Source organism: Paenibacillus albidus, from assembly GCF_014644435.1.
Lineage (GTDB): Bacteria > Bacillota > Bacilli > Paenibacillales > Paenibacillaceae > Paenibacillus_AQ > Paenibacillus_AQ albidus.
Genome location: NZ_BMKR01000002.1, coordinates 270,569 through 295,215, shown reverse-complemented (window position 1 = coordinate 295,215; position 24,647 = coordinate 270,569). Strand labels below are relative to the sequence as shown.

The following is a 24,647-nucleotide window of genomic DNA, read 5'->3' as shown; positions in this document are numbered from 1 at the left end:
TTTTAGCACTCTAAAATAACTATTTTTAGTATATGCTTATTGTTTGAATGATTTTGTTTTTGTTTATACGATGAATTCCGTGAATACTAGACTCCTTAGCATGAAGGAGAAGACTGCCTACTTCATTTGAGGACGGTTTGAATTTAGAGTATTCATAGCAACCCGCCGGGCTAATGCCAGACGGGTTTGTTTTTTATCCGATATCTTCAAGTAATTCCTTAGAGTTGTTCCGTACATTGCCGACAGCCGAAGGGACTTTATAAGCCCGCATTTTTGATGCATCGTAAGACTTCAGCAATTTTAATAAGGACTCTACATCTTCATTGTCTCTCCCCAGCCAATCAGCCTCATCTGCAGGTCTCAATATAACCGGCATACGGTCATGAATATCCGCCATCAAACTGTTCGGAGTAGTGGTGATTATGGTGCAGGTGCTGAGTTTCTTTCCTTCTGGATTTTCCCAAGTGTCATATAATCCGGCAAAGGAGAAAATGCTGCCATCACTCATAAGAATACGATACGGCTGTTTGCTTGAGCCATCCTTTTTCCATTCATAAAATCCGTCTGCAGGAATTATGCAGCGGCGAGATTTGAGCAACCGTTTAAAGGCAGGTTTTTCAGCAACCGTTTCAGCGCGGGCATTTATCATCTTATTTCCGATTTTATCATCCTTGGCCCAGAAGGGAACCAGGCCCCAGCGAAATTCACCTAACCGATTTCCGGAGTCGCTGCCGATTATGGCCGGAATATTATGCATAGGTGCGACATTATAATTAGGCGCCAAGTGCTGTATTTTGCTGTCATCGATTAGATAACGGCTTATTAATTCTTCCAGGGTGACTGTAATAGTAAAGCGTCCGCACATATAATCAACCTCCATATAAGGATGTCTTTATAATAATCATAAAATGAATTGTTCAAACACTGGCGTTCTCAGCATGCCGGACTTGGTCCAGTTTCTCATTCTTACTTTGGCGCGTAGCCGAGGCTCCAGGTGTACAAACTCTTTATCCTCGCCCTTTGGTTCAAATATAAAATCATTATGGCTAAAGGGCCCGGAAGCCGATTGCAGCAACATAGGGGATATAAACATAATAAAACCTCCTGTATCCAATTATAGCGCTTGGCTACTTTGGATAGAGGAGGTAAGTGTTGGGATGCTATTCTGTTAGGGTGTACTCACTTACTTCAAAGGTTAGGATCTTATCATGCACTACGTAGTCGGTGCGTTTACTGTAAGGTCCTTTGTTATTGTTGTGTTTATCTATTCCGTAGCGTGCAGATCCAGAAACTGTATCGTACCAATTAAGGAACGCGTTGACTTCAGATATTGAAAGATCAAATTCTTTTTCGAGGCCTGTGTTCATCGTTATAACCAGGATTGCCCGGTCGCCTGTCGGCTGCTCTGGAGTTGGTGTTGTCGTAGGTGATGGTGTAACTATTGGTGTAGGCGATGGCTCCGTGCTTTGGTCTGGCAAGCTATTGTTGTATAGATCCCATTCAATTACATTGAGGTCTGCTGAGGAAGGAGGATTATAATTCCATACAAAAGCAATTTTTACATCCTTCATAGCAGTCGGTAGTTGATAGATGTTGTTGTCACCACCTTGTGATCCATCAGCAAAATAAAATATCTTCTCTTTTCCCGTACTATCCCTAAACCCTATAGCAAACTTTTGGTTACTGTAATCTTTAATATATAGTTTAAAGGCATTAATATCTTGTGGGCTTGGGAAATTATAAATTAAAAAATCTGTTGTTGAGGGACTTTCTATCTCTGGCTTTACTGCATAATAGGTACTTTCGTCGTTATCAGTAACGAAGGTAGTTGTGGTTAGAGGCGCTCCTGGATTTTTACCAGGAGTAATTACTTTTCCTCCAAGCAGTGAGTTGAAAGTTCCTGTACTCGGTGTTGGTGTTGGATCTACAGTCGGTGTTGGTGTTGGAATAGTCACAGATCCATAAAGTTTAAAATCCGCAATGCTTGATCCACCGAAGGCGTTGGAATATGTACCTATAACCTCAATACGTTTCACATTAGATAGCGCACCAATGGTATATGTACCAGCCGAAGAGTTTGAATAATATATTTGTGTTCCCGTCTCATCATAAAGTTTAACTCCAGCTTTAGAGTTTGAAGTGTTGAGTATAAATCTACCACTTGAAATGTTAACTGGCTCAGAGAATTCATAATAAATAGTTTCAATTCCAGTCCACCATGATGTTGTACTGTCTTTATTGTCAGTGATATAAGCTAGATTGCTAACTTTATTATTAGGTGAAACAAATAACTTGTCCGACAATAAATCCTCATCTGCGGCTAAGATATTGGAAATAGGAAAAGCTGCGAAAATAAGCAAAAACATTAATATTATTTTGATTTTCTTCATTCGGTACACTCCTTATTATGTATTATTGCTATTGACTTTACAAAACCCAACAAGGATTGTCTAAACAAATATGCCTATATCTGCAATATAGTGAGTGAACATGATGAAATTCTTTTTTTTCCCAGTCAAAGAATATCTTACTGATTGTATAAAGAACATACGTTTGGTTATAATACAAACAAATGTTCTTATTTTGAGCGGGGGCGGATATAATGAAAATGAGTATTGGCCAGACAGTAGAGATTATATATCAAGCCAAGGATGGGAAGATTACGCAGCGTCAGATCGAAGTGAACGGACTCCGCAACGGCCGCATTCGGGCTACTTGCCTGGCCACTGGTGCGCCGCGAGTATTTTTATATTCTAATATCTTAGCGTGGCACCCGGTGCGGGGGCACCAATATGCCTAAGGATCGTATTATTTTGCTGTCGGACTGCCAAAGCTTCTATGCCTCTGTCGAAAAAGCTGCCCATCCTGAATACAAAGACCGGCCAGTTGCTGTAGGAGATCCAACGCGAATGAATGGCATTGTCTTAGCAGCCTGCCCCATCGCTAAAGCCTATGGTGTAACCACCGCCTCACGTGTAGGTGAAGCTCTGACAAAATGCCCTGAACTTGTGGTCATCCGACCACGGATGAGTACTTATATAAAGGTCTCACTGCTGATTTCGGAGATATACCACAATTATACCGACCTCGTCGAAGCCTACAGCATTGATGAGCAATTTTTGGACGTGACAGGCTCATTGAGCTTTTTCGGAGGAGATTTGCAGGAGATTATACATTCCATTCAGCAGCATGTCATGTTATCAACTGGTGTCTGGACCCGAGTGGGGATCGGGCCGACAAAAATACTTGCGAAGATGGCAAACAACTTTGCGAAGAAGAGGGAAGGCGGAATTTTTAGGCTTGATTACGACAATTTAGATAAAGAGCTCTGGCCGTTGCCAGTGAATGAAATGTTCATGGTGGCTGGTCGGATGACCAAAAATTTTTACCGTATGGGTATTATCACTATTGGCGACATCGCCCGGATGGAACTGGGTGAGTTCAAGCAGCGAATGCGCACGACCATGGGCAAACAAAGTGATATTCAAGCGGAGTATTATTGGCAGACCGCCCGTGGAATAGATCCTAGCCCGGTAGTTACCGGGATACGCCATCAAATCAAATCAGTAGGGCACGGTAAGGCTCTACGCTGGAATTTGTATACGCGACTACCTGAAATCGAGGTCGTCTTGCTTGAATTGGTGATTGAGGTTTGCCAACGAGCGCGGAAATACCGGTATATGGGAGCAACGGTGTCTATAGCGGTATCAGAAACCGATGGGGATAAATCAAACTCATACAGCCGACAAATGACACTGCCGGAGCCATCGTCTTTAACTCATGAGGTGGCGGCAGCGGCATATCGCTTATTCGTTGATAATTGGACCGGTATGCCTATAAGCCGATTAGCTATATCTATATCACATTTAACCGATGACAGCGTCATGCAGCTCACCTTATTCGACGATCGTATCCGAACATACAACCGAGAGCGGGCAATCGATCATATTAAAACCAGATATGGCAGCCGAGCGCTTATACGTGCGTCCTCATTACTTGAATCCGGGGTTGCTCTAGAACGGGCCGAACAGATTGGAGGGCATTATAAATGAGCAAATTAAACGGAAACGAGCGGTGGAAAACTAAAATGTTAATGACCGAACATGTGGAGCAATATGAGCAGAAGCAAGATGATGAGGTGAGAAAAATGATAACCGTCGATGAACGGACGATGGTTCGTGACCTCATTTTGCTTCCTTACATAGATACTATGGTTAGCAAGAGCCTGAAGGAGATCGAACATTCAGGCAACATACTTAAACGCGCCTATTTAATGGCCGGTCAAGCCATTCAGCGCCGGATTATGCAGGATACCTATCAGTTACAAAAAGAGCTGAAGCAACGGAATATCAGGGTACTGGCGGATGAACAGGAGGAATTTTTGGTATATTACAAAATTTTTTGCCGGGGATACCAGGAACGTTTTGGATTAACCCGTGATGTTATGCGTACAGAGATAAGCTTAAGGTTGACCAAGTATACAGCCGACCTTGGGGCAGTATTAAAAGACCTACAAAAATAAAACGAAACCCCGTCAGTGATTATACTAGCGGGTCCATATAGATTATAGTTCAAACTCAGCCCACCCGGGTGGCAAAGGGTCGGGATCCAATTCCTCCAGCGCTTCCGGTTCAATGATTATCAGGAGTGGATCCCCGTATCCACCAGGCGGCTCTTTTCTATACCTTCTTGACCTAAAACCTCCGTGCCCGCACAAGCGCCCACAAAATGCCCGCATATAATAGAAGAAAGACAATTCGTTTTGTAAAGATGAACACTTAAAACCCTTTAAACTCTTGATGTTCGGTAGTGTTCATGATAATTTTCTTGTTATAGATACTTTGATCGTGGAATCAGCCGGACAGCCGACACCATTTCCGTTCCGTTGTTGTCTGAACTGTGGTCTTTACTGCTTTGGCTATCAGAGGGTAAATTGTATAAAACTAATGTCATAGAGGTTTGCGGATGTGCCCACTGGCTTCGGCTGGTGGTTTTTGTTGTTGTTGTTGATAAGGTTCCAGCAGCTCCTTTGAATTATTCCGCACATTCCCGACAGCGCGGGAGACAGCATAAGCTCTCATGGGCTCCGCCGGATAAGGTCTGAGAAGTCTTACAAGGGCCGCGGGATCACGCTGACTGCGGTCCAGCCATTGCACCTCTGTATCCCTGTCCAGAATAACCGGCATACGGTGATGGATAGGCGCAAGCAGATGGCTCGCTTCAGTGGTGATAATACTGCAGGTGTTTAGTTTCGAACCTTGGGAATCGACCCAAGTGTCATATATTCCTGCCAAAGAGAATATACTGTTATCCTGCATCACAATTCGCATGGGCTGTTTGACGGAGCCTGATTTGCACCATTCATAGAATCCGTCAACCGGAATAATACAGCGGCGGGAACTGAGCAAATGCTGAAAGGAGGGTTTGGCAGCTACAGTCTCTGCCCGCAGATTAATCATCCTGCTGCCGCAAAGGGGGTCTTTGGACCATGCGGGGACCAAACCCCAGCGAAGTTCTCCTAAACGATTCCCGGAGCTGCTGCCGATGACAGCGGGAATATTTTGCATTGGAGCGACATTATAATTGGGGGCATAGTGGATAATGGTGGCATCCTGGACTAAGTATCTCAGCATTAATTCTTCCATGGTTACTGTTAGAGTATATCTGCCGCACATGTTCTGAATTCCTCCATCACCCCTTGATGAATATCAGTGTACTCCAAAATTCGAAAATTAATAAGTTCACAATGTAAGGCTCTGAATGGTACAATTAGGTAAGTATGCTTGCTTAAGTGAGAGATATGCATAGTGTTAGAGTTTAGTAAATGATTCAGGGGCACTTTACATCGCGCAAGATGGGAATACCTCTTCATTTAGTTTAGTTAGGGAGGTGTGTAGGTGGAAAGTGTGATGACCCTTGTACAGTTTTATTTGGAATTGGAAGAAAAGATCAAGACCTTTATAACGGGTCAGTCGGCTTTGGATTTTTTTGAGGGGTCCACTGCAGTTGTAGAGGGAGGTGCTTATTCTTGGAGGCCTTTAAGTTCGGCTGGGGCTGAGATACAATACAAGCTGTGTAAGGAATATGTAGAGTTAGCTGCGCAAGGACGCTTGACGTTGGAACAAAAGGAGAGTCCATATCTCAAAACCTTTGATGAAAGTTACCATGTGGCTTTGGGTTATCTTTATCAACAGGATCTGGTGTTCGTGCCAACACTTGAGGAAGTGTTCGGTATCCTCAAAAAAGAAATTGATCTGCAGCGTTTCCTTATTATTCAAGCTTTGGCTGAATAGCCGTTCTTACATAACTTTAATTCGTTTGATTGTCCAAAAGGGCACCTTAATACAATTCTGGCCCGTGTTTATATAAAGGGAATCCGAAATCCCCTTCAATTCACAGACTCCAGTATAGGTTTCGCCGCTAATCAAATGGACTTTAAGAAGCGTATTGCGTGCAATTACCTTTTGAATTTCATTTTTTAACATACGGAGCCTCTTTCTTTAAGTACTTTCGAGTGCTGGTTTCCCTTATTATTAAACACAATTAGCGTACGCTAATACTTATTTACAATATTGTAATACTTCTTAGAATGATTAAAGCTATAACATGCCCAGAACGCATGTTATAGCTTTTTTTGTGCGAACAGTTGAGTTAGTGACTAAAGAGAATATTAAAGGAAGTTAAAGGCAACGATCTGGTCGGCATACACGATTAGCTGCTTGTATTCCGTTGCAGCCATGGGGTTGGCAAAAGGGGTCACGACCACATCATCCAGCACAATGAAGTTATAGTGGAAATTCTTCTCCGGGTGTTCGGCGCCAAGATAAGATATGTATTCATCAACGATGACATCATCCATTAAAGATTTCAGATTAAAAACATCATCCTTGCTGTTGTTCGGAGGCGTCACATTGCCCTGGATATTGCCGAAGGTAGTGAGCAGATTGACTCTTTTTTCACTTACCTGTTCATTGTTCAGTAAAAGTCCTGAAAGCTTGGCCACCGCATCCACTCTAAAATCAACCTGGCTTCTTATCTTTGAATTATTCAATCCTAGCACTTCCTTTCAAAATTGTTGTTCCAAATAACAATATTCGACATATAACTTCAAGAATCCTATGCATCTGCCTAATTTTTTTCGTTGTTTACCAGGTTGCTGTTCATAGAATATACAAAACACCTCCGCTGGTCTGAAGATGCCAGGGAGGTGTATGTGTTATTCCCTAATCGTTACCCTTGTTCCAACGGGGATCAGTGAGGAGAGTGTTAATACATCCTGATTGAACATACGGATACACCCTTGGGAGACTTCCTTGCCAATCGAAGAAGGATCGTTGGTTCCATGAATGCCATAATGGGGTTTGGAGAGGCCCATCCAGAAGGCACCGTAAGGTCCACCCGGATTGGCCTGTTTATTGATTATCGTGTATTCGCCTTGCGGGGACTGGGTCAGCATCTTGCCAATCCCTACCGGAAATCCTCTGACCACTATATTATTGTCCAGTAAATATAACATCCGTTGCGACAGGTCAACGATAATACGGTAATTTGGCATATTTATCAGCGCTCCTTTATTCATAAGATATGTAAAGGAGGTGTTAGCCGTTAAACTGAGTTTGAGATAAAGGGGAATAAAATAAAGGCAGTTCCGCGGGGATGCGTAACTGCCTTTAGGTATAGGAGTGCTGAGGCTTAGTGAATATCGCGGAATAGACCAATAACTCTGCCTAAAATGGTTACGCGGTTAAGACGCAGGGGTTCGTAGGCTGGATTCTCGGGTTGAAGACGTATATGGTCACGTTCCTTATAAAAGGTCTTCACCGTAGCTTCGTCTTCTTCGGTCATAGCGACAACGATATCACCGTTATCGGCAGTCTGCTGTTGACGGACGATTACATAGTCTCCGTTCATAATGCCTGCTTCCACCATGCTATCCCCCAGAACGGATAACATAAACACCTTATTGTCACCAATATAGTGGGTAGGGAGCGGGAAGTAATCTTCAATATTCTCTGTAGCAGTGATTGGTACTCCTGCCGTAACCTTACCCACGACCGGGACACGTGTAACGGTATGAGCGAACTGATGCACATTCTCCGAATCCTCCTGGCCAAGCAGCTCGATTGCGCGAGGTTTGGTAGGATCACGGCGAATCAGACCTTTCTTCTCAAGACGGTCCAGATGACCATGCACAGTAGAACTGGAGGCAAGCCCGACGGCTTCGCCAATTTCCCGGACGGAAGGAGGATAACCCTTGCTGCGGACTTCGTTACGTATAAATTCCAGGATCGCCAGTTGGCGACTCGAAATCTTTGACATCGGAATCAACCCCATATAGTAATGTTTGGGAAAATTATAACATAGAACTGCCGTTCGCACAAACATAAGTTCTAACTCTATACCGGGAAATTAGAAAAGTTAACTAAAACGAAACATTTTATGAGCATAAGGCTTAAATATGCTTGGATTATAAGGAGAAAAATAAAGGGGAACAATTGTTCTGAAATAGTATTGATTCAAACACATGTTCGTGTTATATTGTTTTTGCAGGTAAGAACAAATGTTTGGAGGATGAGAGCCATGATGAGATATAGTACATACCGCAGTATTTATGAGAACAACACAGAGATGAATTCTACAGACCAGCGCCGGTCTGTTTGGGGGAATAGTTTGAAGTTGCAGGTTTTGGGTGATCGACTGGTGAACGTATTGACGGGCTTGCTCCGGCAAGATTTGCTTATGAAGTTCGCTTTGGTGTTTATGCTCGTTATATCCTGTTTTACTATCGTAGGCAATGTGTTCGCAGGGACGGTATCTTCAATGAAACAAGAGCAACGGATTGTAGTGGAACGCGGAGACACTCTTTGGAGTATCGCACAACAGAATAAACCGGCTGATATGAAGACGGTTGTATATATAGAAGGAATTAAACAATCCAATGGTTTGGATGATAGCGGCATTCGTGCCGGAGATGTACTTACTTTACCCACGTATTAATTCATAATGCACAGTCCATACAATTAATAGGAAGAGCTTGCAGGGAGTAGACCTTGACAAGCTCTTTTTCTCATGGCAAAGTTAGAATGAATTTATTAGGGAGGGAAACGAATTGAATATAGATGAATTGGTTGGGCGAATCAACGAATTGGCACGCAAACAGAAGAACGGCGGACTGAATGAAGAAGAGCTCGCGGAGCGCGCCAAGCTGCGTGAGATTTATCTGAATAATATCCGCACCAATTTCCGTGCGCAACTGGATACAATTGAAATAGTGGATGATGAGACTGATGGACAAGGCGACAAGGGTCTGAAGCATTAACCCTGTTCCTGTTTATAGATATTTCAGTATGACTAGGGGGAACTGACATGGCCCGTTCTTGGGAAAGAATGGTTCAACGCAATACGCAGCAGATTAACAAGCAACGAAAGAAACAAGGCAAGTCGTCAATCTATGCTTCGACGACGTCGACAGCCAAGGAAAGTGATGTATTTAAAGGCCGAAATATCGTACTGCCGATAGTCTTGGTTTTGCTTGGTGTATTGTATTGGCTGGTAGGTACAATTGATACTACGGAGGGCAGCGGTGGGCTGATGAACTGGCTGGGGATTGTGCTGTATTTCCTGCTGGCGGCTCTGCTGTTTTTCCGTCGTCCTTACTTGAAGGTTGAGCGGGCGCGGTTATCAACGACCAAATTCAACCGTGAGCGTTTATTGCCCGCAGATCAGATTGAGAAGATCTTCCTTTCGCGCGCCTCTGTGACGATCAAATACAAAGGCAAACGTTCCACCTGGATGTTCTCCAGATTCATTAACCGGTATGACACGGCGTTGATGGGGAAACGTTTGGAGGAATTTGCAAAGCTGAATCACATTGAAGTGGAACACGGGTAGTACATTAATCGACTATATGGAAGAGGGAGAAACGAGAATGCCGATTACCGCCGTATTATTTGATCTTGATGACACCCTGCTCTGGGATGAACGCAGTATAGAAGAAGCATTCCGGTTTGCTTGTGAAGCGGCGGGGGATTCCATTGACCCTAAGGAACTGGAAGAGGCTGTCCGCAGGGAAGCCAGAGGGTTATACGAATCGTATGAGACCTTTCCGTTTACTCAAATGATAGGTATCAATCCTTTTGAAGCACTCTGGGGGAATTTTAATGCCGGAGAACAGCCGGAATTCCGTATGATGGAGCAGCTTGCTCCCGTCTACCGCCAGGAATCCTGGAGCAGAGGCCTGAAGTCGCTGGGAGTGACTGACGAGGTTTTGGCTGAGACGCTGGCTGCCAAATTTGCCGCCGAACGCCGCAGCCGTCCATATATATATGAAGAAACCTTGCGGATACTGGATCAATTGCAGGGGAAAGTGAAGCTGCTGCTGCTTACCAACGGCTGTCCTGCCCTGCAGCAGGAGAAATTGGACGGTGTGCCGGAATTGGTTCCATACTTCGATCATGTGGTCATTTCGGGCAGCTTCGGCAAAGGGAAGCCGGACAAGGAAATATTCCTGCACGCTCTTGAACTGCTGGATATTGCTCCTGAACAAGGGATAATGGTCGGGGACAAGCTTACCACAGATATCCGGGGGGGATTGGCTGCAGGTCTGACGACTGTCTGGATTAATCGTACAGGCAAAGAAGCAGACCCGGCGATACAACCCCATTACGAAATCCAGGATCTTGCAGAACTTCTCCCTTTGATAGAAACCTTGTAATAAAAGTCTAAACAGAACTAGCCTTTCTCCAAATTCCTGGGGACTGGCTAGTTTTTTAATAACGGTTGAATGATGTATGTGATAAGAATCACGGAAGTGTGGTCGTAATGGGATGTAATTCAGTGAAAAATTGAGTATTATGTGTATAATGGAAGGGATGTGCTTTACGTCGGATGTTAATATTGTGCCGTATTCCGGTGCCGGGAGGTCTATTAATGAATAACCCAAGAAAAATGCTCTCATTCGTATCCATAATCCTAGCAGCCCTAGTGGGAGGATGCTCATCCTCCAACCATGAATCGGGTCATATGAACGCTGCCAATATTTCCATGGAGCCCATTAAAGTGGAATTGAGCTGGACTCCAGACGAGGTCTCTGTGAACGAACCGGTGACTTTTGTAGCGAAAGTGACGCAAGAGGATCAGGCGGTGGAAGATGCCAAAGAAGTTCTGTTTGAAATTGTGAACACAAATGATGAAGCACAGAAGCTTGAAATTGCAGGAGAGTCTGTTGGGGATGGAATTTATGAGGCTGAGGTTACACTAAAGAATGAAGGCGAATATAAAGTCACTTCCCATGTGAGCGCTCGCACCCAGCATTCTATGCCCAGCAAAGAGCTTACAGTGCTGCCTTAGTTCATAGGCCGTTATACCGCATTATGGAATACTTATCATGCAGGGTGGAAAGGAAGGCTTTCCGAATTCCCTTTATTCTGCTAAACTTACTCTAATGTTTTACTGGGGGGATTTCACATTGGCCAAATACACACTTGCAGAAAGCTTGCAGCAACGCATTTTGATACTTGATGGAGCAATGGGCACGATGATTCAACAGGTGCCGCTTACCGGTAAGGATTTTGGTGGGGAAGAGCTGGACGGCTGTAATGAAATGCTGGTGCTCACCCGGCCGGAAGTTATTCAAACCATACATGAGCAGTACCTGGAAGCGGGCGCTGATCTCATTGAGACAAATACGTTTGGGGCAACCTCGGTGGTTCTTGCGGAATATGATATTCCGGAGCGGGCCCGCGAGATCAATCTGGTGGCTGCGCAGCTGGCCCGGAATGCGGTGGATAAATACGATACGCCGGACCATCCGCGTTACGTTGTCGGGGCTATGGGACCAACGACCAAGACCTTGTCCGTTACCGGTGGGGTAACTTTTCAGGAGCTTGTGGACAGCTACGAGGAGCAGGCAGTCGCTTTGATTGACGGTAAAGTGGATGCACTGCTGCTGGAGACTTCTCAAGATACCCTGAATGTAAAAGCCGGAAGTATCGGCATCCATAATGCTTTTGAAAAGACAGGAATTACGCTGCCCGTGATGATCTCGGGAACCATTGAACCGATGGGGACTACGCTGGCGGGTCAGAATATTGAAGCTTTTTATATTTCGCTGGAGCATTTAAAGCCCATTTCGATGGGGCTGAACTGTGCGACCGGTCCGGAGTTCATGCGTGACCATATCCGGTCCCTTGCGGCCATATCCTCGTCGGCGGTGAGCTGCTATCCGAACGCTGGTCTGCCGGATGAGAATGGGAATTATCATGAATCTCCCGATTCGCTGGCCCGCAAGATTGCCGCCTTTGCCGAGAAAGGTTGGCTGAATATTGCCGGAGGCTGCTGCGGGACGACGCCGGAGCATATTCGTGCCATGGCTGAAGCCTTAGCCCAATATCCGCCCCGTCCGCTGGCAGGGACACATCCACCGGCATTATCGGGGATTGAACCCATTTACGTGGAAAGTGATAACCGTCCTTACATGGTGGGCGAGCGTACAAATGTGCTGGGTTCGCGGAAGTTCAAACGGCTGATTGTCGAAGGGAAATACGAGGAAGCTTCGGAAATTGCCAGAGCCCAGGTGAAGAGTGGAGCCCAGGTAATCGATGTTTGCGTACAAGACCCCGATCGCGACGAGAGTGAAGATATCAAGGAATTCTTGGAATTGGTTGTTAAGAAGGTTAAAGTTCCATTGATGATTGATACCACAGATCCGAAGGTAATAGACCTGGCTCTGCAATATTGCCAAGGCAAAGCGATTATTAACTCCATTAACCTTGAAGATGGTGAAGAGAAATTCGAGCTTGTTACTCCGCTCATTCATAAATATGGTGCTGCTATAGTGGTAGGAACTATTGATGAGACAGGACAAGCCATCAAAGCCATTGACAAGCTGGAGGTTGCGAAACGCTCTTACGATTTGCTGGTGAACAAATATGGCCTTGCCCCTGAGGATCTTATTTTTGATACGCTGGTGTTCCCAGTAGGGACAGGGGATGAACAGTACATTGGTTCGGCCAAAGAAACCATTGATGGAATTCGGATGATTAAGGAAGCACTGCCTGCTGTACACACCATTCTGGGCATCAGTAATGTCTCATTCGGGCTGCCGGAAGCGGGCCGTGAGGTACTTAACTCTGTTTTCCTTTACGAGTGCACCAAAGCCGGTCTGGATTATGCTATCGTCAATACGGAGAAAGTGGAGCGTTATGCCTCCATTTCGGAGGAAGACCGCCATCTGGCCGAACAACTGATTTATAATACGAATGACGATACTTTATCTGCTTTTGTGGCTGCCTTCCGTGGAAAGAAAGTGGAGAAAAAAGAGAAGATCTCCAACCTTTCGTTGGACGAGCGTCTTGCCTCGTATGTGGTGGAAGGGACGAAGGAAGGGCTGATCCCTGATCTTGACGAGGCTTTGACCAAATCCGGTCCGCTGGAGATTATCAATGGTCCGCTGATGGCGGGGATGTCCGAAGTCGGCCGACTGTTTAATAACAATGAGCTTATTGTTGCAGAGGTGCTGCAAAGCGCTGAGGTGATGAAGGCCTCTGTAGGACATCTGGAGCAGTTTATGAAAAAGGATGAAACCTCCGTCAAGGGCAAAATCATGCTCGCAACCGTTAAAGGGGATGTGCATGATATCGGCAAAAACCTGGTGGAGATCATTCTCTCCAACAATGGGTACCAGATTATCAATTTGGGGATAAAGGTCCCGCCTGAGAACATTATCGAAGCCTTCCGGAAGGAAAAAGCCGATGCGATTGGTTTGTCCGGCCTGCTTGTAAAATCGGCTCAGCAGATGGTGCTGACGGCGCAGGATTTGCGGACAGCGGGAATCGATGTGCCGATTATGGTCGGCGGAGCGGCTTTGACGCGGAAGTTTACGAAGACGCGGATTCGTCCCGAATACGACGGCTTGGTTCTGTATGCCAAGGATGCGATGGATGGACTGGATATTGCGAACCGGCTGATGAATCCGCTGGAACGGGTTAAAATAGAAGAAGAGGTCCGCATGGAAGCGGAGGCGGCGGTTGCCGTTGCTCCAAAGACCGAGCTGCCGACGCTGACAAGAGCCGTCCGCTCGAACATTTCTCCCGATGCGCCTGTGTTTACCCCGCCAGATACGGATCGCCATGTGCTGCGGAGTTATCCTTTGGGACACATCATCCCTTATGTGAACATGCAAATGCTGCTTGGTCATCACCTCGGGCTGAAGGGTTCGGTTGAGGCTCTGCTTGCCGCCAAGGACAAGCGTACTGTAGAGTTGAAGGAGACCGTGGATGATATTCTTCATCATGCGATGATGGAAGGGACGATTGTCCCCCATGCGATGTACCGCTTCTTCCCGGCACAGTCCAGCGGAAACGATATTCTGATCTATGACCCGCAGGATGTGGGCAAGGTCCTGCATACCTTTACGTTCCCGCGCCAAGCCGTCGAACCTTTCCTGTGCCTGGCCGATTTTCTGAAGCCGGTTGACAGCGGAGTGATGGATTATGTAGGGTTCCTCGTAGTAACAGCAGGGCACGGTGTCCGTGAGTTGTCTACAGAGCTGAAAGAGAAAGGCGACTACTTACGCTCCCACGCACTGCAGGCGGTTGCGCTTGAAGTAGCGGAGGGATTGGCAGAGCGTGTTCACCATATGATGCGGGATACCTGGGGGTTCCCTGATCCGGCGGATATGACCATGAAGCAAAGACATGGGGCACGTTATCAGGGGATCCGCGTATCCTTCGGTTACCCGGCCTGCCCGGATCTGGAGGACCAGGGGCCTCTGTTCAAGCTGATGTCCCCGGAGGATATTGGCATTCACCTGACCGAAGGGTTTATGATGGAGCCGGAGGCTTCCGTCTCGGCGATGGTGTTCGCCCATCCCGAAGCGCAGTATTTTAACGTGGAGAAGCTGTAATCTCTCCATTGTCTATACCAGGCCCTGAGGGGGTAGCAGCACCCCTTTCAGAGGAACCTCCCGGATTCGGGAGGTTTTTTGCTGAAAAACCATGGAAGTATAAACTATTGTATATACAAATCTCCTGCTTCGAGCGATATTTATGAATTGTAGTCAGAGAAGAGTGAAAAGAGAAGAAAGGAGGGACAGCTGTGGAAGTCTATTTTTTGGGAACCAATGCCGGTGTGCCTACCTTGCAGCGCAATGTTACGTCCGTTGCTTTGCGGCTGCTTGAAGAACGGCGCAGCTTCTGGATGTTCGATTGCGGGGAGGGCACACAACATCAGATTCTCCGGTCACCGCTTCGCTTGGGCAAGCTTGAGAAAGTGTTTGTCACCCATCTGCATGGAGATCATTTATTTGGTTTGCCGGGCCTGATATCCAGCCGGGGTTACCAAGGCGGAACCGCTCCGCTTACGGTGTACGGACCGCCCGGGCTGAAGGCTTATCTGGATATTTCGTTGTCTGTCAGCCAGTCGCGAATTCCCTACACCCTTGAAGTAGTTGAACATACCGGAGGTCTTGTTTTTGAAGATGAGACATTTAAGGTGGAGGCTGGCCTGCTTGAGCACCGCATCGACAGCTATGGCTACAGGGTAACAGAGAAGGATAGCCCCGGCAGTCTGAATACGGACCTGCTGCGCAGTTATGGCCTGAAGCCGGGACCCCTCTATGGGAAGCTGAAAAAAGGGGAGAATGTCACCACGGAAGACGGAGTTCTCATTCAGGCCTCCGAGGTTGTCAGTGAGCCGAAGCAGGGGCGTATAGTCACTGTTCTTGGAGATACTAGACCCTGTGCAGGTTCGCTGCCACTAGCTTCGGGGGCCGATCTGGTTATTCATGAGGCGACCTTTGGCCATGAACTTGAGGCTATGGCCTATCAATATCATCACAGTACCGCCCGCCAGGCGGCTGAACTGGCGGGTGAGGCCGGGGCCCGTCAGCTTTTGCTGACCCACTTCAGTTCCAGATACACTTCTCAAGAAGAACTGATTCCTCTGCTGGAGGAAGCGAAATCTATCTTTGCAGACACGCAACTGGCAGAGGAATTCTGTACCTTTGCGGTACACCGGAGAGTGGCGAGGAAATAATTATTTCTCGGGAAAGCGCAGGAAATGACAGGCTGGTGCAAAAAAAGACGGCTATAAACAGCCGTTCGATGCCGTTCGACGGGCTATGTTAAATTTTAAGTAAAAATTGCCGAATCCCAGCTTTTCTCCGGTAGTTATTGCACTGTTTATTCAGGCGGGATCAAGGAAGTAGCATTAGCGGGATAATGGTTAAATGGGTTTATTATTTATGTCATTAATTATATTGTGGTGCGGTTCAAGGAGGAATAATGGATAATATCAAAGGTATACTGATTGATCTGGACGGAACATTATATCATGGGCACCGGATGATCCCGGGAGCGGATCAGCTTATAGAAGGACTGCGGAGAGCGGAGATTCCATTCCTGTTCGTCACCAATAATTCTTCGCGTACCGCCGAGAATGTGGCTGTCCATTTACGCGGTATGGGCATAGAGGCCAAGGCAGAGGAAGTATGCACTTCATCGCTGGCCGCTGCACGTTATATTGCCGGGGAATCACCGGGGGCCAGAGTGGCGATACTTGGTGAAGAAGGGCTCTACAAGGCTTGTGAGGATGCAGGCCTGAATATCGTAACCGAAACACCGGAATATGTAGTGCAGGGGATAGACCGTTCTTTTACATACGATTCCCTGGCCAAGGCTTCTCGCTGGATTCTTGGCGGAGCCAAGTTTGTGCTGACAAATCCGGATCTGATGCTGCCTTCCGATGACGGGGTCATGCCGGGAGCAGGAACCCTTGGTGCGGCAATCGAAGCGGCGAGCGGAACGGCTCCGGTTGTCATTGGCAAACCCGAGTCGCATTTAATCAATTACGCCACTTCGCTGCTTGGAATATCCTCCGCAGAAGCTGTTGTGGTCGGCGATAACATGAGGACGGATATTGCGGCAGGAGTGAATGCGGGCTGCCGGACATTGCTGGTGCTTACGGGACTGACCACGGAAAAGAATTTGGATCACTACAAAAGCATCACCGGAATTTCGCCGGATTATATTTGTGCCGATTTAGCTGAACTTAAGGCCATGCTCGGTGTATAATGTCTAGGGTGTAAAACTTCACCAACTTAGAGGGGACGATGTAACTATGCCGGAATTGCCGGAAATGGAGAATTACCGCAGGCTGCTCAGCCAGCAGCTTATAAATATGCCGATTACGGGAGTCACCGTAAATCGGGAGAAATCCATCAATATGGAAACGGAGGCCTTTGCCGCAGCTTTGATTGGAGCCCGCATTGTATTTGTGGAGCGCCGGGCCAAACACCTGCTGTTCCACCTACAGGACGGCCGCAGACTGCTGCTGCATTTGATGCTGGGAGGGCTGCTCTTTTACGGAACGGAAGCGGAGCGTCCGGAGCGTTCAACACAGGTGGAAATCAGCTTTGGCGAGAATATTCTTTACTTTATGGGGCTGCGGCTCGGCTACTTGCATTTACTTTCGGTCAAGGAAAGTGAAGCGGCAATGGGTAAGCTGGGGCCTGAACTTCTGGACCGCCGGATGACGCCGGAGCGGTTCGCAGGCCTGCTGAAGGGCCGCCGCGGAGCTCTTAAGAGCTTACTGGTCAATCAGCAGGTTATAGCCGGAATTGGCAACTGCTACGCGGATGAGATTGCTTTTGAAGCCAGACTGCTGCCTTCCGCATTGGTCCAGCATTTGACGCCCGAATCCGTAGCCCGGTTGTACGAAAGTATCCGTAAAGTACTTACGGATGCAACAGAAATTGGCGGTTACATGGAGATGCCGTTTATGACCGGAGATACCGTGACCGGATCTTATAATGATCAATGTATGGTATATGACCGGGAGGGCGAACCTTGCCAACGCGGTGGGGGAACGATTATCCGAACCGAGCTGTCCGGACGTAAAGTGTTCTATTGCCCGGACTGCCAGCATGAGCAGTAACAGCCCCAAGATCGGAGCACATGTCAGCATTCGCGGCGGGTACGGGCAGGCAGCCCGGTTCGCCTGGGAGAGCGGTGCCGGCAGCTTTCAATATTTTCCGAAGAATCCGCGCAGTCTGAAGCTCAAGCCTGTGGACCTCCGGGATGCGGAGTCCTGCGCCTCTTTTTGCCGGGAGAAACGGCTGGTGTCCATTGCACACACACCTTACCCTACCAATATGGCGGCTGGCGCCACAAGAGAGGTTATGGCAGCATCACTGCTGAATGATCTGGAGATCGCTGAAGCTTGCGGCTCGCTGGGCATTGTCGTTCATTTTGGACATTTTGGCGGAATTGAGCCGTTACAAGGCTATCAAAATATTATACAATGTATGAATGAGACGCTGCAGTCCTGGGAGGGACAGGCCAAATTGCTGATTGAGAACCAGGCAGGAAACCACGGGCGTGAAGGAATAACGCTGGAGGAGCTGGTTAAGGTACGGGAACTCTGCCATTTTCCGGAGAAGGTCGGCTTCTGCCTGGATACTTGCCACGCCTTTGCCGCGGGAATCTGGGACCCGGAACACACAGATGATCTGCTGCGGCGGGGGGATGTTTTGGGATACTGGCCGCAGTTGGCCGCCGTGCATCTGAATGACTCCAGGTACCCATTAGGTTCGCGAAGGGACAGACATGCCCCGATCGGACGCGGACTTATCGGAGAACAGGGGCTAAGAAACCTGCTGACCGCTAAGCAGCTACGTGAAGCCGCTGTGGTTATGGAAACGGAGAAAGGCCCGGACGGAAGTCACCGGCAGGAGATTGCTGCCGTGCTGTCCTGGTATGGAACGGAGGATTAACCGTGATTAACGTATATATGGACGACTATAGAGCCATGCCGCACGGATTCACCCTGGCCCGCACCACTGAGGAATGTCTGCTGCTGCTCCGTGACTGTGAAGTGAGGGTGTTATCGCTCGATTATGATATGGGTGCGGCGGATTATTCCGGCGGCGAAGTTGCTAGGCGGATTGTACTCGAGGGGCTGTACCCCCGCGAGATTTATTTGCATACCTCAAGCCCGTGGGGTCGCAAGGAAATGTATGAGACTTTATATGCCGCTGTGCCGGCAGGTGTGGTGCTTCATAATGGTCCAATGAGCAGCGGGAAGCTGCAGGAGATCGCCCGGGGTGAACAGACGGAATGACGGAATTGAATGAACCCGAACTGTTGAATGAATTGGAGACGGCAGGGCAGCCGCTGGTTGTGTTTGTCTACACTCCGCTTTGCGGTACCTGCAAAGCAGCAAGGCGGATGCTGGAGGTGGCCGAGCATTTATTGCCATTCACTGTTGCCGTTGTGGCTGCCAATGTGAACATGATGCCGGGTGTGGTGTCAAAGTACAGAATTTCCAGTGTACCGGCTCTTATGGTGGTACCGGGATCCCGCGATGTTGCCCCGGTTATCCATTATTCTCTCGGCTCAGTTGAACGTATACTGGAATACATAAGGAGCGTGACCTCATGATGATATCCTTGCAGCATCTTACCCTGCGCAGGGAAGAAAGCTTGATTCTGGACGATGTGTCCCTTCAAGTGAAGGAAGGCGAGAACTGGGTCATTCTGGGACGCAACGGCTCCGGCAAAACGACCCTTCTCGAAATGATGACAGGCTACTTGTTTCCCAGCAGCGGGTCAGTAGAAGTCCTGGGCTATAAATATGGACAATGCGACCTGCGTGAAGTCCGTAAAGAAATCGGTTATATCGGGCCCTCCCTGATGGAAAAGCTGTCATTAAGCGATCCGGTATGGGAAGTGGTGGCTACGGGGGCCTTTGCATACCTGCGTTTCTACCAGAAGATACCCGAAGAAGTGAAAGCAGAGGCGCTGCGTCTTCTGGAAGACATGAATCTGGGCAGCCTGGCTTTCCATTCGTTCGGCACCTTGTCCCAGGGAGAACGCAAAAAGGCCATGCTGGCCCGCTGCCTGATAGCAAAACCTAAATTGCTCATTATGGACGAGCCATGCGCCGGTCTTGATCTGTATGAACGTGAAAAAATGCTGGATGAAATCGACAAGCTCAAACAGCGCCAGGTAACGGTCGTGTACGTTACGCATCACATTGAGGAAATCATGCCGCTTTTCTCCCATGTTGCCTTGATCCGTGACGGCAAGCTGGCCGGTTCCGGGCCGAAAGCTGAAGTGCTTTCGAATGAGATGATTTTGGCTACCTATGGTATTCCCGCTCTGGTAGAATGGGATAGCGGTCGTCCCTGGATTAAAATAAGACCTGGAGGCAAATCAATTTGAATGATTTCATAGAAGAAGCGGAGGAGCGGAATGCGCCTCCGGAAGAGCAGGTGCATTCACGTTATATATGCACAGCTAATCATGGTTTTGCACCCTATGCCCAAGAGGAGCTGCGCCGACTGTTCGGCGCGGTAAAAAGTACCTTGCTGCTGCCTGGTGAGATCTTTATAGCCACACTTCAGCATAAGCCGGAGGAAGTGAACCGGCTGCTTTTGCAGCAGCTGCCGATTTTTCTGCGGCATATCCAGCCTATAGAGTTCCAGGATGAAGGAAGTCTGGCCGGGCTGGAGCGATTGGCTGTCTATTTAAGCCGCAGGAGCGAGCTTGAAGGTCTGAAAGTGTCCCTGCATGTCCGCAAAAGCGGAGACTCCTTCTGGCAGGAGAGCCCGGGAGAGCTGCGGGAGTGGCTTCAGGAACACCTCGGGAGCCTGAGTGCTGAATTTACCGTACATGACCCGGCTTGGGTCATTTCGGTATATGCCGACGGGAATGCACTGTATGCGGGCGTTTCACGCCCTGAGCATAACCTGTCCAGCTGGAATGGCGGTGCGATTCGCTTCCGCAAGGAAGACGGACAGATTTCCCGGGCCAAATTCAAACTTATGGAGGCGGAGAAGGAATTTGATATTCCGTTCTACAGCTTCAAGAATGCGGTCGATATTGGTGCTTCGCCTGGGGGCTGGACCTCCTTTTTACTGGAGCGCGGCCTGAAAGTTACGGCTGTTGATCCGGCGCTGATGCATCCATCGCTGCGTAATGCCCCCGGCCTGAAGATCCTGCGCAAAAATGCAGGAGAAGTCAAATTCCGCGAGAACGAATTTGATCTGCTGGTATGTGACATGAGCTGGAGTCCGAAGCTGATGGCAAAGCTGGTCACAGGACTGCTGCACAGCCTTTCTCCCGGAGGAACGGCCATTATTACCGTGAAGCTCATGCACAAGAAGCCGCTGGCTTTGATTAAGGAGCTGATCGCCATGTTTGAGGGCGAGCGTATGCAGATTCAGCGGGCGAAGCAGCTGTTCCATAACAGGGATGAGATAACACTTTATATGATTAAGTATTAAGTCAAAATACAGGGAAAGCCTCCCGTTGTTTTACGCTTCCGGCATTTGCCGGTTTACTGGAAGCGTAACACCGGGAGGTTTTCTTTTTTTATGCCTAAACATAAGGAGGAATGAACATGGGATTTGATTCCAAGTTAAGCAGGGGCCAAATTATCGGTGAACGTTACAGGATTGCAGGGCACATCGGTTCGGGCGGGATGAGTCATGTGTATCTGGCTGAGGATCTGCGGCTTCCCGGCAAATACTGGGCCGTTAAGGAAAGCCTTGCTGCCGGAGAAGCAGAAGGTGTGCTCCAGGCGGAAGCAGAGTTATTGACCGGTCTTCAGCATCCGCGTATTCCCCGCGCTGTGGACTATTACCCTCCGGATCATGAGGGGTATTGTTATTTGATCATGGATTACATTGAGGGGATCACTTTGACCCAATTCATGAAGGAATACGCAGGTCCGCTGCCCGCCCCGCTAGTTCTGCTGCTGGCCGGTCATTTGCTGGAGGTGCTGCAATATTTGCACAGGCAACATCCCCCGATTGTATATTGTGATTTGAAGCCCTCCAACATCATGCTTGACGGAAATCAGGAACTGGTGCTGATCGACTTCGGCATTGCCCGCAGCCTGCGAACCGGGATTGGGGAAAAAGACACCGTTAAGCTGGGTACGGCCGGCTTTGCTGCACCTGAACAATACGGCGGCGGAGAGAACCAGCCTGCTGCCGACCTGTATGGGCTGGGGGCATTAATGCTGTATATGGCAACCGGCGGGATGTGCAGCCGCTGGGAGACAGGCATGGAGTCCCGGCTCCAAGGACGGATTCCCGACGGGCTTATTCCTGTCATCCGCCGGCTGCTCCGTTACCGGCCTGAGGAACGATATCAAGATGCTTCCGAAGTATTGCAGGCGCTGGAACGGATTGTTCAGGAATTACCCGCTGCGGCGAAGCCTGTCCATGGCCGGAACAAAAGCAGCTGTACAAGCGTAATAGCTCTGCTCGGTGTATCCCCGGGCTTGGGAACGACACATACCTCTTTGGCAGTATGCCGCTATTTATCGCGCTGCGGGGCAACCGCCTGGGTAGATTATGCGCCGGATTCGCCGGTCTACAGCCGTCTGGACAACCTGATGGGCGGCAAGCCAATCTCCAGACATAGCAGAGACGGACAAGCAGCTGTCACCTGGGAGGGGGCCGATTATTGGAAACGGCCGCAGAACGGCGAATTGGCCGGACTGCTGCAAGGGACTTACCGCTATGTTGTTCTGGACCTTGGTTCAGGAGGGTACGAAGGAGCGCTGGAGGCCTTTATCCATTGTGATACTCCGGTTTTGATAGCCTCCGGTGCGGATTGGCGTTTGGAAGAAGTGCTTGTCTGGCTGCGCCGGCAAGCGATTCAGCCGCAGCGCCACTGGCGGGTGGGTCTGCCGCTGTCCTCGTCTTCCGCAGCCATACTGCTGCAGGAGGTGCTTGGTGTGGGCCAGGTGTATGAGCTTCCGCTGCAGCGTGATCCGTTCGCGCACAAGGGTAAGCTGACAGCAGCTCTGCAAGCTCTGCTGGAAGACACCACGGGAGGGAAGGTACCGGGGAGACCGGCGCGTTTTTTTCGGAAATAAACAAGTCCGGAGCTGGGTGAGGCAGCCTTGTCCAGCATTTTTCGCCAAGCTCAGCGAATTACCTGTTTCAGTGTGGCGGCTATTTGTGCTACAATAGATCATTGTATGTATGTAGAGAAATCATTGATTTTGACTATAGATAGGAGTTTGCAGAGAATTTATGAGTTTACTTACTGTAGAAGATGTTTCCCATAACTTTGGGGACCGGCAGCTGTTTAAGAATGTAACGTTCCGGCTGCTCGCCGGAGAACATGTAGGACTTGTGGGCGCCAACGGTGTCGGCAAATCGACGCTTATGAATATTCTGACGGGAAAGCTGCTCAAAGACAGCGGGAAGGTAGAATGGACGCCGCGTGTCCGTTATGGCTATCTGGACCAGCATACCAAGCTTATTCCAGGGAAGACAGTCCGCGATGTGCTGAAGGAAGCTTTTTTGCCGCTGCTGGAACTGGAGCAGGAAATGTACGGAATCACCGATAAAATGGGTGAAGCCTCCCCGGAAGAGCTGGAGATTTTATTGGAGCAAATGGGCGAAATTCAGGAGCAGCTGGAGATCGGCGGCTTTTATCTGATCGACGTGAAGGTTGAGGAGATGGGCAACGGACTCGGTCTGTCGGCGATTGGCCTGGACCGTGATGTTGCTTCACTGAGCGGGGGGCAGCGGACCAAGGTTCTGCTGGCCAAGCTGCTGCTTGAGAAACCTAACGTTCTGCTGCTGGATGAGCCTACCAACTATCTGGATGTAGAGCATATTGATTGGCTGACGAACTATTTGAAGCAGTATCCTTATGCCTTTATGCTGATCTCCCATGATACGGAGTTTATGAACAAGGTAGTCAATGTAGTCTATCATCTGGAGTTCGCCAAGCTGACCCGATACACAGCGAATTACGAGCGATTCCTTGACATGGCTGATATGAATAAAGCCCAGCATATAGATGCCTATGAGAAACAGCAGGATTTCATTAAGAAGCAAGAAGACTTCATTCAGCGCAACAAAGCGCGTGCTTCAACCTCGGGCCGGGCCAAAAGCCGGGAAAAGCAGCTGGATCGCCTGGAACGGATTGAACGTCCTGAAGAGGCTATGAAACCAACCTTTAGCTTTAAGGAGACCCGGGCCAGCGGCAAAACGGTCTTTGAAGGCATTGATTTTGAGATCGGCTATGACCGCCCGCTGCTGCCGAAGCTGAACATGATTATTGAACGCGGCGAAAAAATCGCCATTGTCGGCTGCAACGGCGTCGGCAAATCAACCCTGCTCAAGACGATCCTGGGTGTGATCCCGCCGATCAGCGGCAAGACATATCTTGGTGACTACCTCACTCCCGCCTATTTCCAACAGGAGGTAAAAGCAGGGAACATTACGCCGATTGACGATGTGTGGAATGAATTCTCCAGTCTCAACCAGCATGAAGTGCGTGCCCATCTGGCGCGTTGCGGGCTTAAGAACGAACATATTACCCGTCCGCTCAACATGCTGAGCGGGGGCGAACAGGCCAAGGTGCGTCTGTGCAAGTTGATGATGCGCGAGAGCAACTGGATTCTGTTCGATGAGCCAACGAATCACCTTGATGTAGTCGCCAAGGCAGAGCTGAAACGCGCATTGAAGGAATACAAGGGTACTGTCCTGCTCGTATCCCACGAACCGGACTTTTATGAAGACTGGGTGACCAAAACCTGGGATGTAGAACAATGGTCCGCCACCACATCTGTATAGAAGCATATAGAAGTCCGGGGAAAAGCGGCTAGGCTGCCAAT

General features: G+C 48.6%; 26 protein-coding genes. 20 read left to right on the top strand and 6 right to left on the bottom strand.

What is annotated here, in order from left to right; genetic code table 11:
• Positions 1-193: 193 nt before the first annotated feature.
• Together IEY53_RS03120 and IEY53_RS03115 are read right to left on the bottom strand one after the other, a co-directional pair.
• Positions 194-865 carry an SOS response-associated peptidase gene (locus IEY53_RS03120; protein WP_189022131.1) on the bottom strand — a complete coding sequence of 224 codons (672 nt, stop codon included), beginning with the start codon at positions 863-865 and terminating at the stop codon, positions 194-196.
• Between the two features lie 295 nt (positions 866-1,160).
• Positions 1,161-2,390, bottom strand: coding sequence for a hypothetical protein (locus IEY53_RS03115; RefSeq protein WP_189022130.1), 1,230 nt, complete (start codon positions 2,388-2,390; stop codon positions 1,161-1,163).
• Positions 2,391-2,602: 212 nt separating this feature from the next.
• On the opposite strand from IEY53_RS03115, the gene IEY53_RS03110 reads away from it, so the two are divergent.
• From IEY53_RS03110 to IEY53_RS03100, 3 genes are read left to right on the top strand one after another with little or no spacing between them, the layout of a single operon-like run.
• Positions 2,603-2,800, top strand: a complete 198-nt coding sequence (locus tag IEY53_RS03110) for a hypothetical protein (protein WP_373293780.1) — start codon at positions 2,603-2,605, stop codon at positions 2,798-2,800.
• Positions 2,793-4,052, top strand: coding sequence for a DNA polymerase IV (locus tag IEY53_RS03105; protein WP_189022129.1), 1,260 nt, complete (start codon positions 2,793-2,795; stop codon positions 4,050-4,052). Before IEY53_RS03110 ends, IEY53_RS03105 begins: the two co-directional genes overlap by 8 nt.
• A complete protein-coding gene (locus IEY53_RS03100; RefSeq protein WP_189022128.1) occupies positions 4,049-4,522 on the top strand; it encodes a YhjD family protein in 474 nt (157 codons plus the stop codon). The genes IEY53_RS03105 and IEY53_RS03100 overlap by 4 nt, the downstream gene beginning before the upstream one ends.
• A 427-nt stretch (positions 4,523-4,949) precedes the next feature.
• On the opposite strand, the gene IEY53_RS03095 is transcribed toward IEY53_RS03100, so the two are convergent.
• The gene (locus tag IEY53_RS03095) at positions 4,950-5,675 is read right to left on the bottom strand and encodes an SOS response-associated peptidase (RefSeq protein WP_189022127.1); all 726 of its coding nucleotides are present in this window, start codon (positions 5,673-5,675) and stop codon (positions 4,950-4,952) included.
• Positions 5,676-5,897: 222 nt separating this feature from the next.
• Between IEY53_RS03095 and IEY53_RS03090 the strand changes: the two genes are divergently transcribed.
• The gene (locus IEY53_RS03090; RefSeq protein WP_189022126.1) at positions 5,898-6,293 is read left to right on the top strand and encodes a hypothetical protein; all 396 of its coding nucleotides are present in this window, start codon (positions 5,898-5,900) and stop codon (positions 6,291-6,293) included.
• Positions 6,294-6,670: 377 nt separating this feature from the next.
• On the opposite strand, the gene IEY53_RS03085 is transcribed toward IEY53_RS03090, so the two are convergent.
• The 3 genes from IEY53_RS03085 to lexA form a co-directional block, all read right to left on the bottom strand.
• Positions 6,671-7,051 (bottom strand): hypothetical protein, encoded by a 381-nt coding sequence (locus tag IEY53_RS03085; RefSeq protein ID WP_189022125.1) that lies wholly within the window; start codon positions 7,049-7,051, stop codon positions 6,671-6,673.
• Positions 7,052-7,216: 165 nt separating this feature from the next.
• Positions 7,217-7,555: a L,D-transpeptidase gene (locus IEY53_RS03080; RefSeq protein WP_189022124.1), complete on the bottom strand. Its 339-nt coding sequence runs from the start codon at positions 7,553-7,555 to the stop codon at positions 7,217-7,219.
• Positions 7,556-7,692: 137 nt separating this feature from the next.
• On the bottom strand, positions 7,693-8,319 hold the full coding sequence (gene lexA / locus IEY53_RS03075; RefSeq protein ID WP_189022123.1) for a transcriptional repressor LexA: 627 nt from the start codon (positions 8,317-8,319) through the stop codon (positions 7,693-7,695).
• 264 nt (positions 8,320-8,583) lie between these two features.
• On the opposite strand from lexA, the gene IEY53_RS03070 reads away from it, so the two are divergent.
• The 16 genes from IEY53_RS03070 to IEY53_RS02995 all read left to right on the top strand — a co-directional run bounded on the left by IEY53_RS03070 (position 8,584) and on the right by IEY53_RS02995 (position 24,606).
• The gene (locus tag IEY53_RS03070) at positions 8,584-8,997 is read left to right on the top strand and encodes a LysM peptidoglycan-binding domain-containing protein (protein WP_189022122.1); all 414 of its coding nucleotides are present in this window, start codon (positions 8,584-8,586) and stop codon (positions 8,995-8,997) included.
• Positions 8,998-9,109: 112 nt separating this feature from the next.
• The gene (locus tag IEY53_RS03065; RefSeq protein WP_189022121.1) at positions 9,110-9,319 is read left to right on the top strand and encodes a DUF896 domain-containing protein; all 210 of its coding nucleotides are present in this window, start codon (positions 9,110-9,112) and stop codon (positions 9,317-9,319) included.
• A gap of 47 nt (positions 9,320-9,366) precedes the next feature.
• The gene (locus tag IEY53_RS03060) at positions 9,367-9,891 is read left to right on the top strand and encodes a hypothetical protein (RefSeq protein WP_189022120.1); all 525 of its coding nucleotides are present in this window, start codon (positions 9,367-9,369) and stop codon (positions 9,889-9,891) included.
• Between the two features lie 37 nt (positions 9,892-9,928).
• Complete coding sequence (locus tag IEY53_RS03055; RefSeq protein ID WP_189022222.1) at positions 9,929-10,714, top strand: HAD family hydrolase; 786 nt, start codon at positions 9,929-9,931, stop codon at positions 10,712-10,714.
• A gap of 215 nt (positions 10,715-10,929) precedes the next feature.
• The gene (locus IEY53_RS03050) at positions 10,930-11,349 is read left to right on the top strand and encodes a FixH family protein (protein WP_189022119.1); all 420 of its coding nucleotides are present in this window, start codon (positions 10,930-10,932) and stop codon (positions 11,347-11,349) included.
• Positions 11,350-11,527: 178 nt separating this feature from the next.
• A complete protein-coding gene (gene metH / locus IEY53_RS03045; protein ID WP_373293786.1) occupies positions 11,528-14,905 on the top strand; it encodes a methionine synthase in 3,378 nt (1,125 codons plus the stop codon).
• A 191-nt stretch (positions 14,906-15,096) separates the two neighbouring features.
• A complete protein-coding gene (gene rnz / locus IEY53_RS03040) occupies positions 15,097-16,035 on the top strand; it encodes a ribonuclease Z (protein ID WP_189022117.1) in 939 nt (312 codons plus the stop codon).
• A gap of 248 nt (positions 16,036-16,283) precedes the next feature.
• Positions 16,284-17,072 (top strand): TIGR01457 family HAD-type hydrolase, encoded by a 789-nt coding sequence (locus tag IEY53_RS03035; protein WP_189022116.1) that lies wholly within the window; start codon positions 16,284-16,286, stop codon positions 17,070-17,072.
• Between the two features lie 46 nt (positions 17,073-17,118).
• Positions 17,119-17,934 carry an Fpg/Nei family DNA glycosylase gene (locus IEY53_RS03030; protein ID WP_189022115.1) on the top strand — a complete coding sequence of 272 codons (816 nt, stop codon included), beginning with the start codon at positions 17,119-17,121 and terminating at the stop codon, positions 17,932-17,934.
• On the top strand, positions 17,924-18,772 hold the full coding sequence (locus IEY53_RS03025; protein WP_189022114.1) for a deoxyribonuclease IV: 849 nt from the start codon (positions 17,924-17,926) through the stop codon (positions 18,770-18,772). Before IEY53_RS03030 ends, IEY53_RS03025 begins: the two co-directional genes overlap by 11 nt.
• A gap of 2 nt (positions 18,773-18,774) precedes the next feature.
• Positions 18,775-19,119: a cyclic-phosphate processing receiver domain-containing protein gene (locus tag IEY53_RS03020; protein WP_189022113.1), complete on the top strand. Its 345-nt coding sequence runs from the start codon at positions 18,775-18,777 to the stop codon at positions 19,117-19,119.
• Positions 19,116-19,439, top strand: coding sequence for a thioredoxin family protein (locus IEY53_RS03015; protein ID WP_189022112.1), 324 nt, complete (start codon positions 19,116-19,118; stop codon positions 19,437-19,439). Before IEY53_RS03020 ends, IEY53_RS03015 begins: the two co-directional genes overlap by 4 nt.
• Positions 19,439-20,221 (top strand): ABC transporter ATP-binding protein, encoded by a 783-nt coding sequence (locus IEY53_RS03010; protein ID WP_189022221.1) that lies wholly within the window; start codon positions 19,439-19,441, stop codon positions 20,219-20,221. The genes IEY53_RS03015 and IEY53_RS03010 overlap by 1 nt, the downstream gene beginning before the upstream one ends.
• On the top strand, positions 20,218-21,285 hold the full coding sequence (locus IEY53_RS03005) for an SAM-dependent methyltransferase (protein WP_189022111.1): 1,068 nt from the start codon (positions 20,218-20,220) through the stop codon (positions 21,283-21,285). The genes IEY53_RS03010 and IEY53_RS03005 overlap by 4 nt, the downstream gene beginning before the upstream one ends.
• Before the next feature lie 116 nt (positions 21,286-21,401).
• Positions 21,402-22,889, top strand: coding sequence for a serine/threonine protein kinase (locus IEY53_RS03000; RefSeq protein ID WP_189022110.1), 1,488 nt, complete (start codon positions 21,402-21,404; stop codon positions 22,887-22,889).
• 160 nt (positions 22,890-23,049) lie between these two features.
• Positions 23,050-24,606 carry an ABC-F family ATP-binding cassette domain-containing protein gene (locus tag IEY53_RS02995; RefSeq protein WP_189022109.1) on the top strand — a complete coding sequence of 519 codons (1,557 nt, stop codon included), beginning with the start codon at positions 23,050-23,052 and terminating at the stop codon, positions 24,604-24,606.
• Positions 24,607-24,647: the final 41 nt, after the last annotated feature.

Excerpts from the sequence above, each read along its gene's own strand:
- IEY53_RS03120 (WP_189022131.1), bottom strand. The coding sequence starts at position 865 with ATGTGCGGACGCTTTACTATTACAGTCACCCTGGAAGAATTAATAAGC.
- IEY53_RS03115 (WP_189022130.1), bottom strand. The coding sequence starts at position 2,390 with ATGAAGAAAATCAAAATAATATTAATGTTTTTGCTTATTTTCGCAGCT.
- IEY53_RS03110 (WP_373293780.1), top strand. The coding sequence starts at position 2,603 with ATGAAAATGAGTATTGGCCAGACAGTAGAGATTATATATCAAGCCAAG.
- IEY53_RS03105 (WP_189022129.1), top strand. The coding sequence starts at position 2,793 with ATGCCTAAGGATCGTATTATTTTGCTGTCGGACTGCCAAAGCTTCTAT.
- IEY53_RS03100 (WP_189022128.1), top strand. The coding sequence starts at position 4,049 with ATGAGCAAATTAAACGGAAACGAGCGGTGGAAAACTAAAATGTTAATG.
- IEY53_RS03095 (WP_189022127.1), bottom strand. The coding sequence starts at position 5,675 with ATGTGCGGCAGATATACTCTAACAGTAACCATGGAAGAATTAATGCTG.
- IEY53_RS03080 (WP_189022124.1), bottom strand. The coding sequence starts at position 7,555 with ATGCCAAATTACCGTATTATCGTTGACCTGTCGCAACGGATGTTATAT.
- lexA (WP_189022123.1), bottom strand. The coding sequence starts at position 8,319 with ATGTCAAAGATTTCGAGTCGCCAACTGGCGATCCTGGAATTTATACGT.
- IEY53_RS03070 (WP_189022122.1), top strand. The coding sequence starts at position 8,584 with ATGAGATATAGTACATACCGCAGTATTTATGAGAACAACACAGAGATG.
- IEY53_RS03060 (WP_189022120.1), top strand. The coding sequence starts at position 9,367 with ATGGCCCGTTCTTGGGAAAGAATGGTTCAACGCAATACGCAGCAGATT.
- IEY53_RS03055 (WP_189022222.1), top strand. The coding sequence starts at position 9,929 with ATGCCGATTACCGCCGTATTATTTGATCTTGATGACACCCTGCTCTGG.
- IEY53_RS03050 (WP_189022119.1), top strand. The coding sequence starts at position 10,930 with ATGAATAACCCAAGAAAAATGCTCTCATTCGTATCCATAATCCTAGCA.
- metH (WP_373293786.1), top strand. The coding sequence starts at position 11,528 with ATGGGCACGATGATTCAACAGGTGCCGCTTACCGGTAAGGATTTTGGT.
- IEY53_RS03035 (WP_189022116.1), top strand. The coding sequence starts at position 16,284 with ATGGATAATATCAAAGGTATACTGATTGATCTGGACGGAACATTATAT.
- IEY53_RS03030 (WP_189022115.1), top strand. The coding sequence starts at position 17,119 with ATGCCGGAATTGCCGGAAATGGAGAATTACCGCAGGCTGCTCAGCCAG.
- IEY53_RS03025 (WP_189022114.1), top strand. The coding sequence starts at position 17,924 with ATGAGCAGTAACAGCCCCAAGATCGGAGCACATGTCAGCATTCGCGGC.
- IEY53_RS03015 (WP_189022112.1), top strand. The coding sequence starts at position 19,116 with ATGACGGAATTGAATGAACCCGAACTGTTGAATGAATTGGAGACGGCA.
- IEY53_RS03010 (WP_189022221.1), top strand. The coding sequence starts at position 19,439 with ATGATATCCTTGCAGCATCTTACCCTGCGCAGGGAAGAAAGCTTGATT.
- IEY53_RS03000 (WP_189022110.1), top strand. The coding sequence starts at position 21,402 with ATGGGATTTGATTCCAAGTTAAGCAGGGGCCAAATTATCGGTGAACGT.
- IEY53_RS02995 (WP_189022109.1), top strand. The coding sequence starts at position 23,050 with ATGAGTTTACTTACTGTAGAAGATGTTTCCCATAACTTTGGGGACCGG.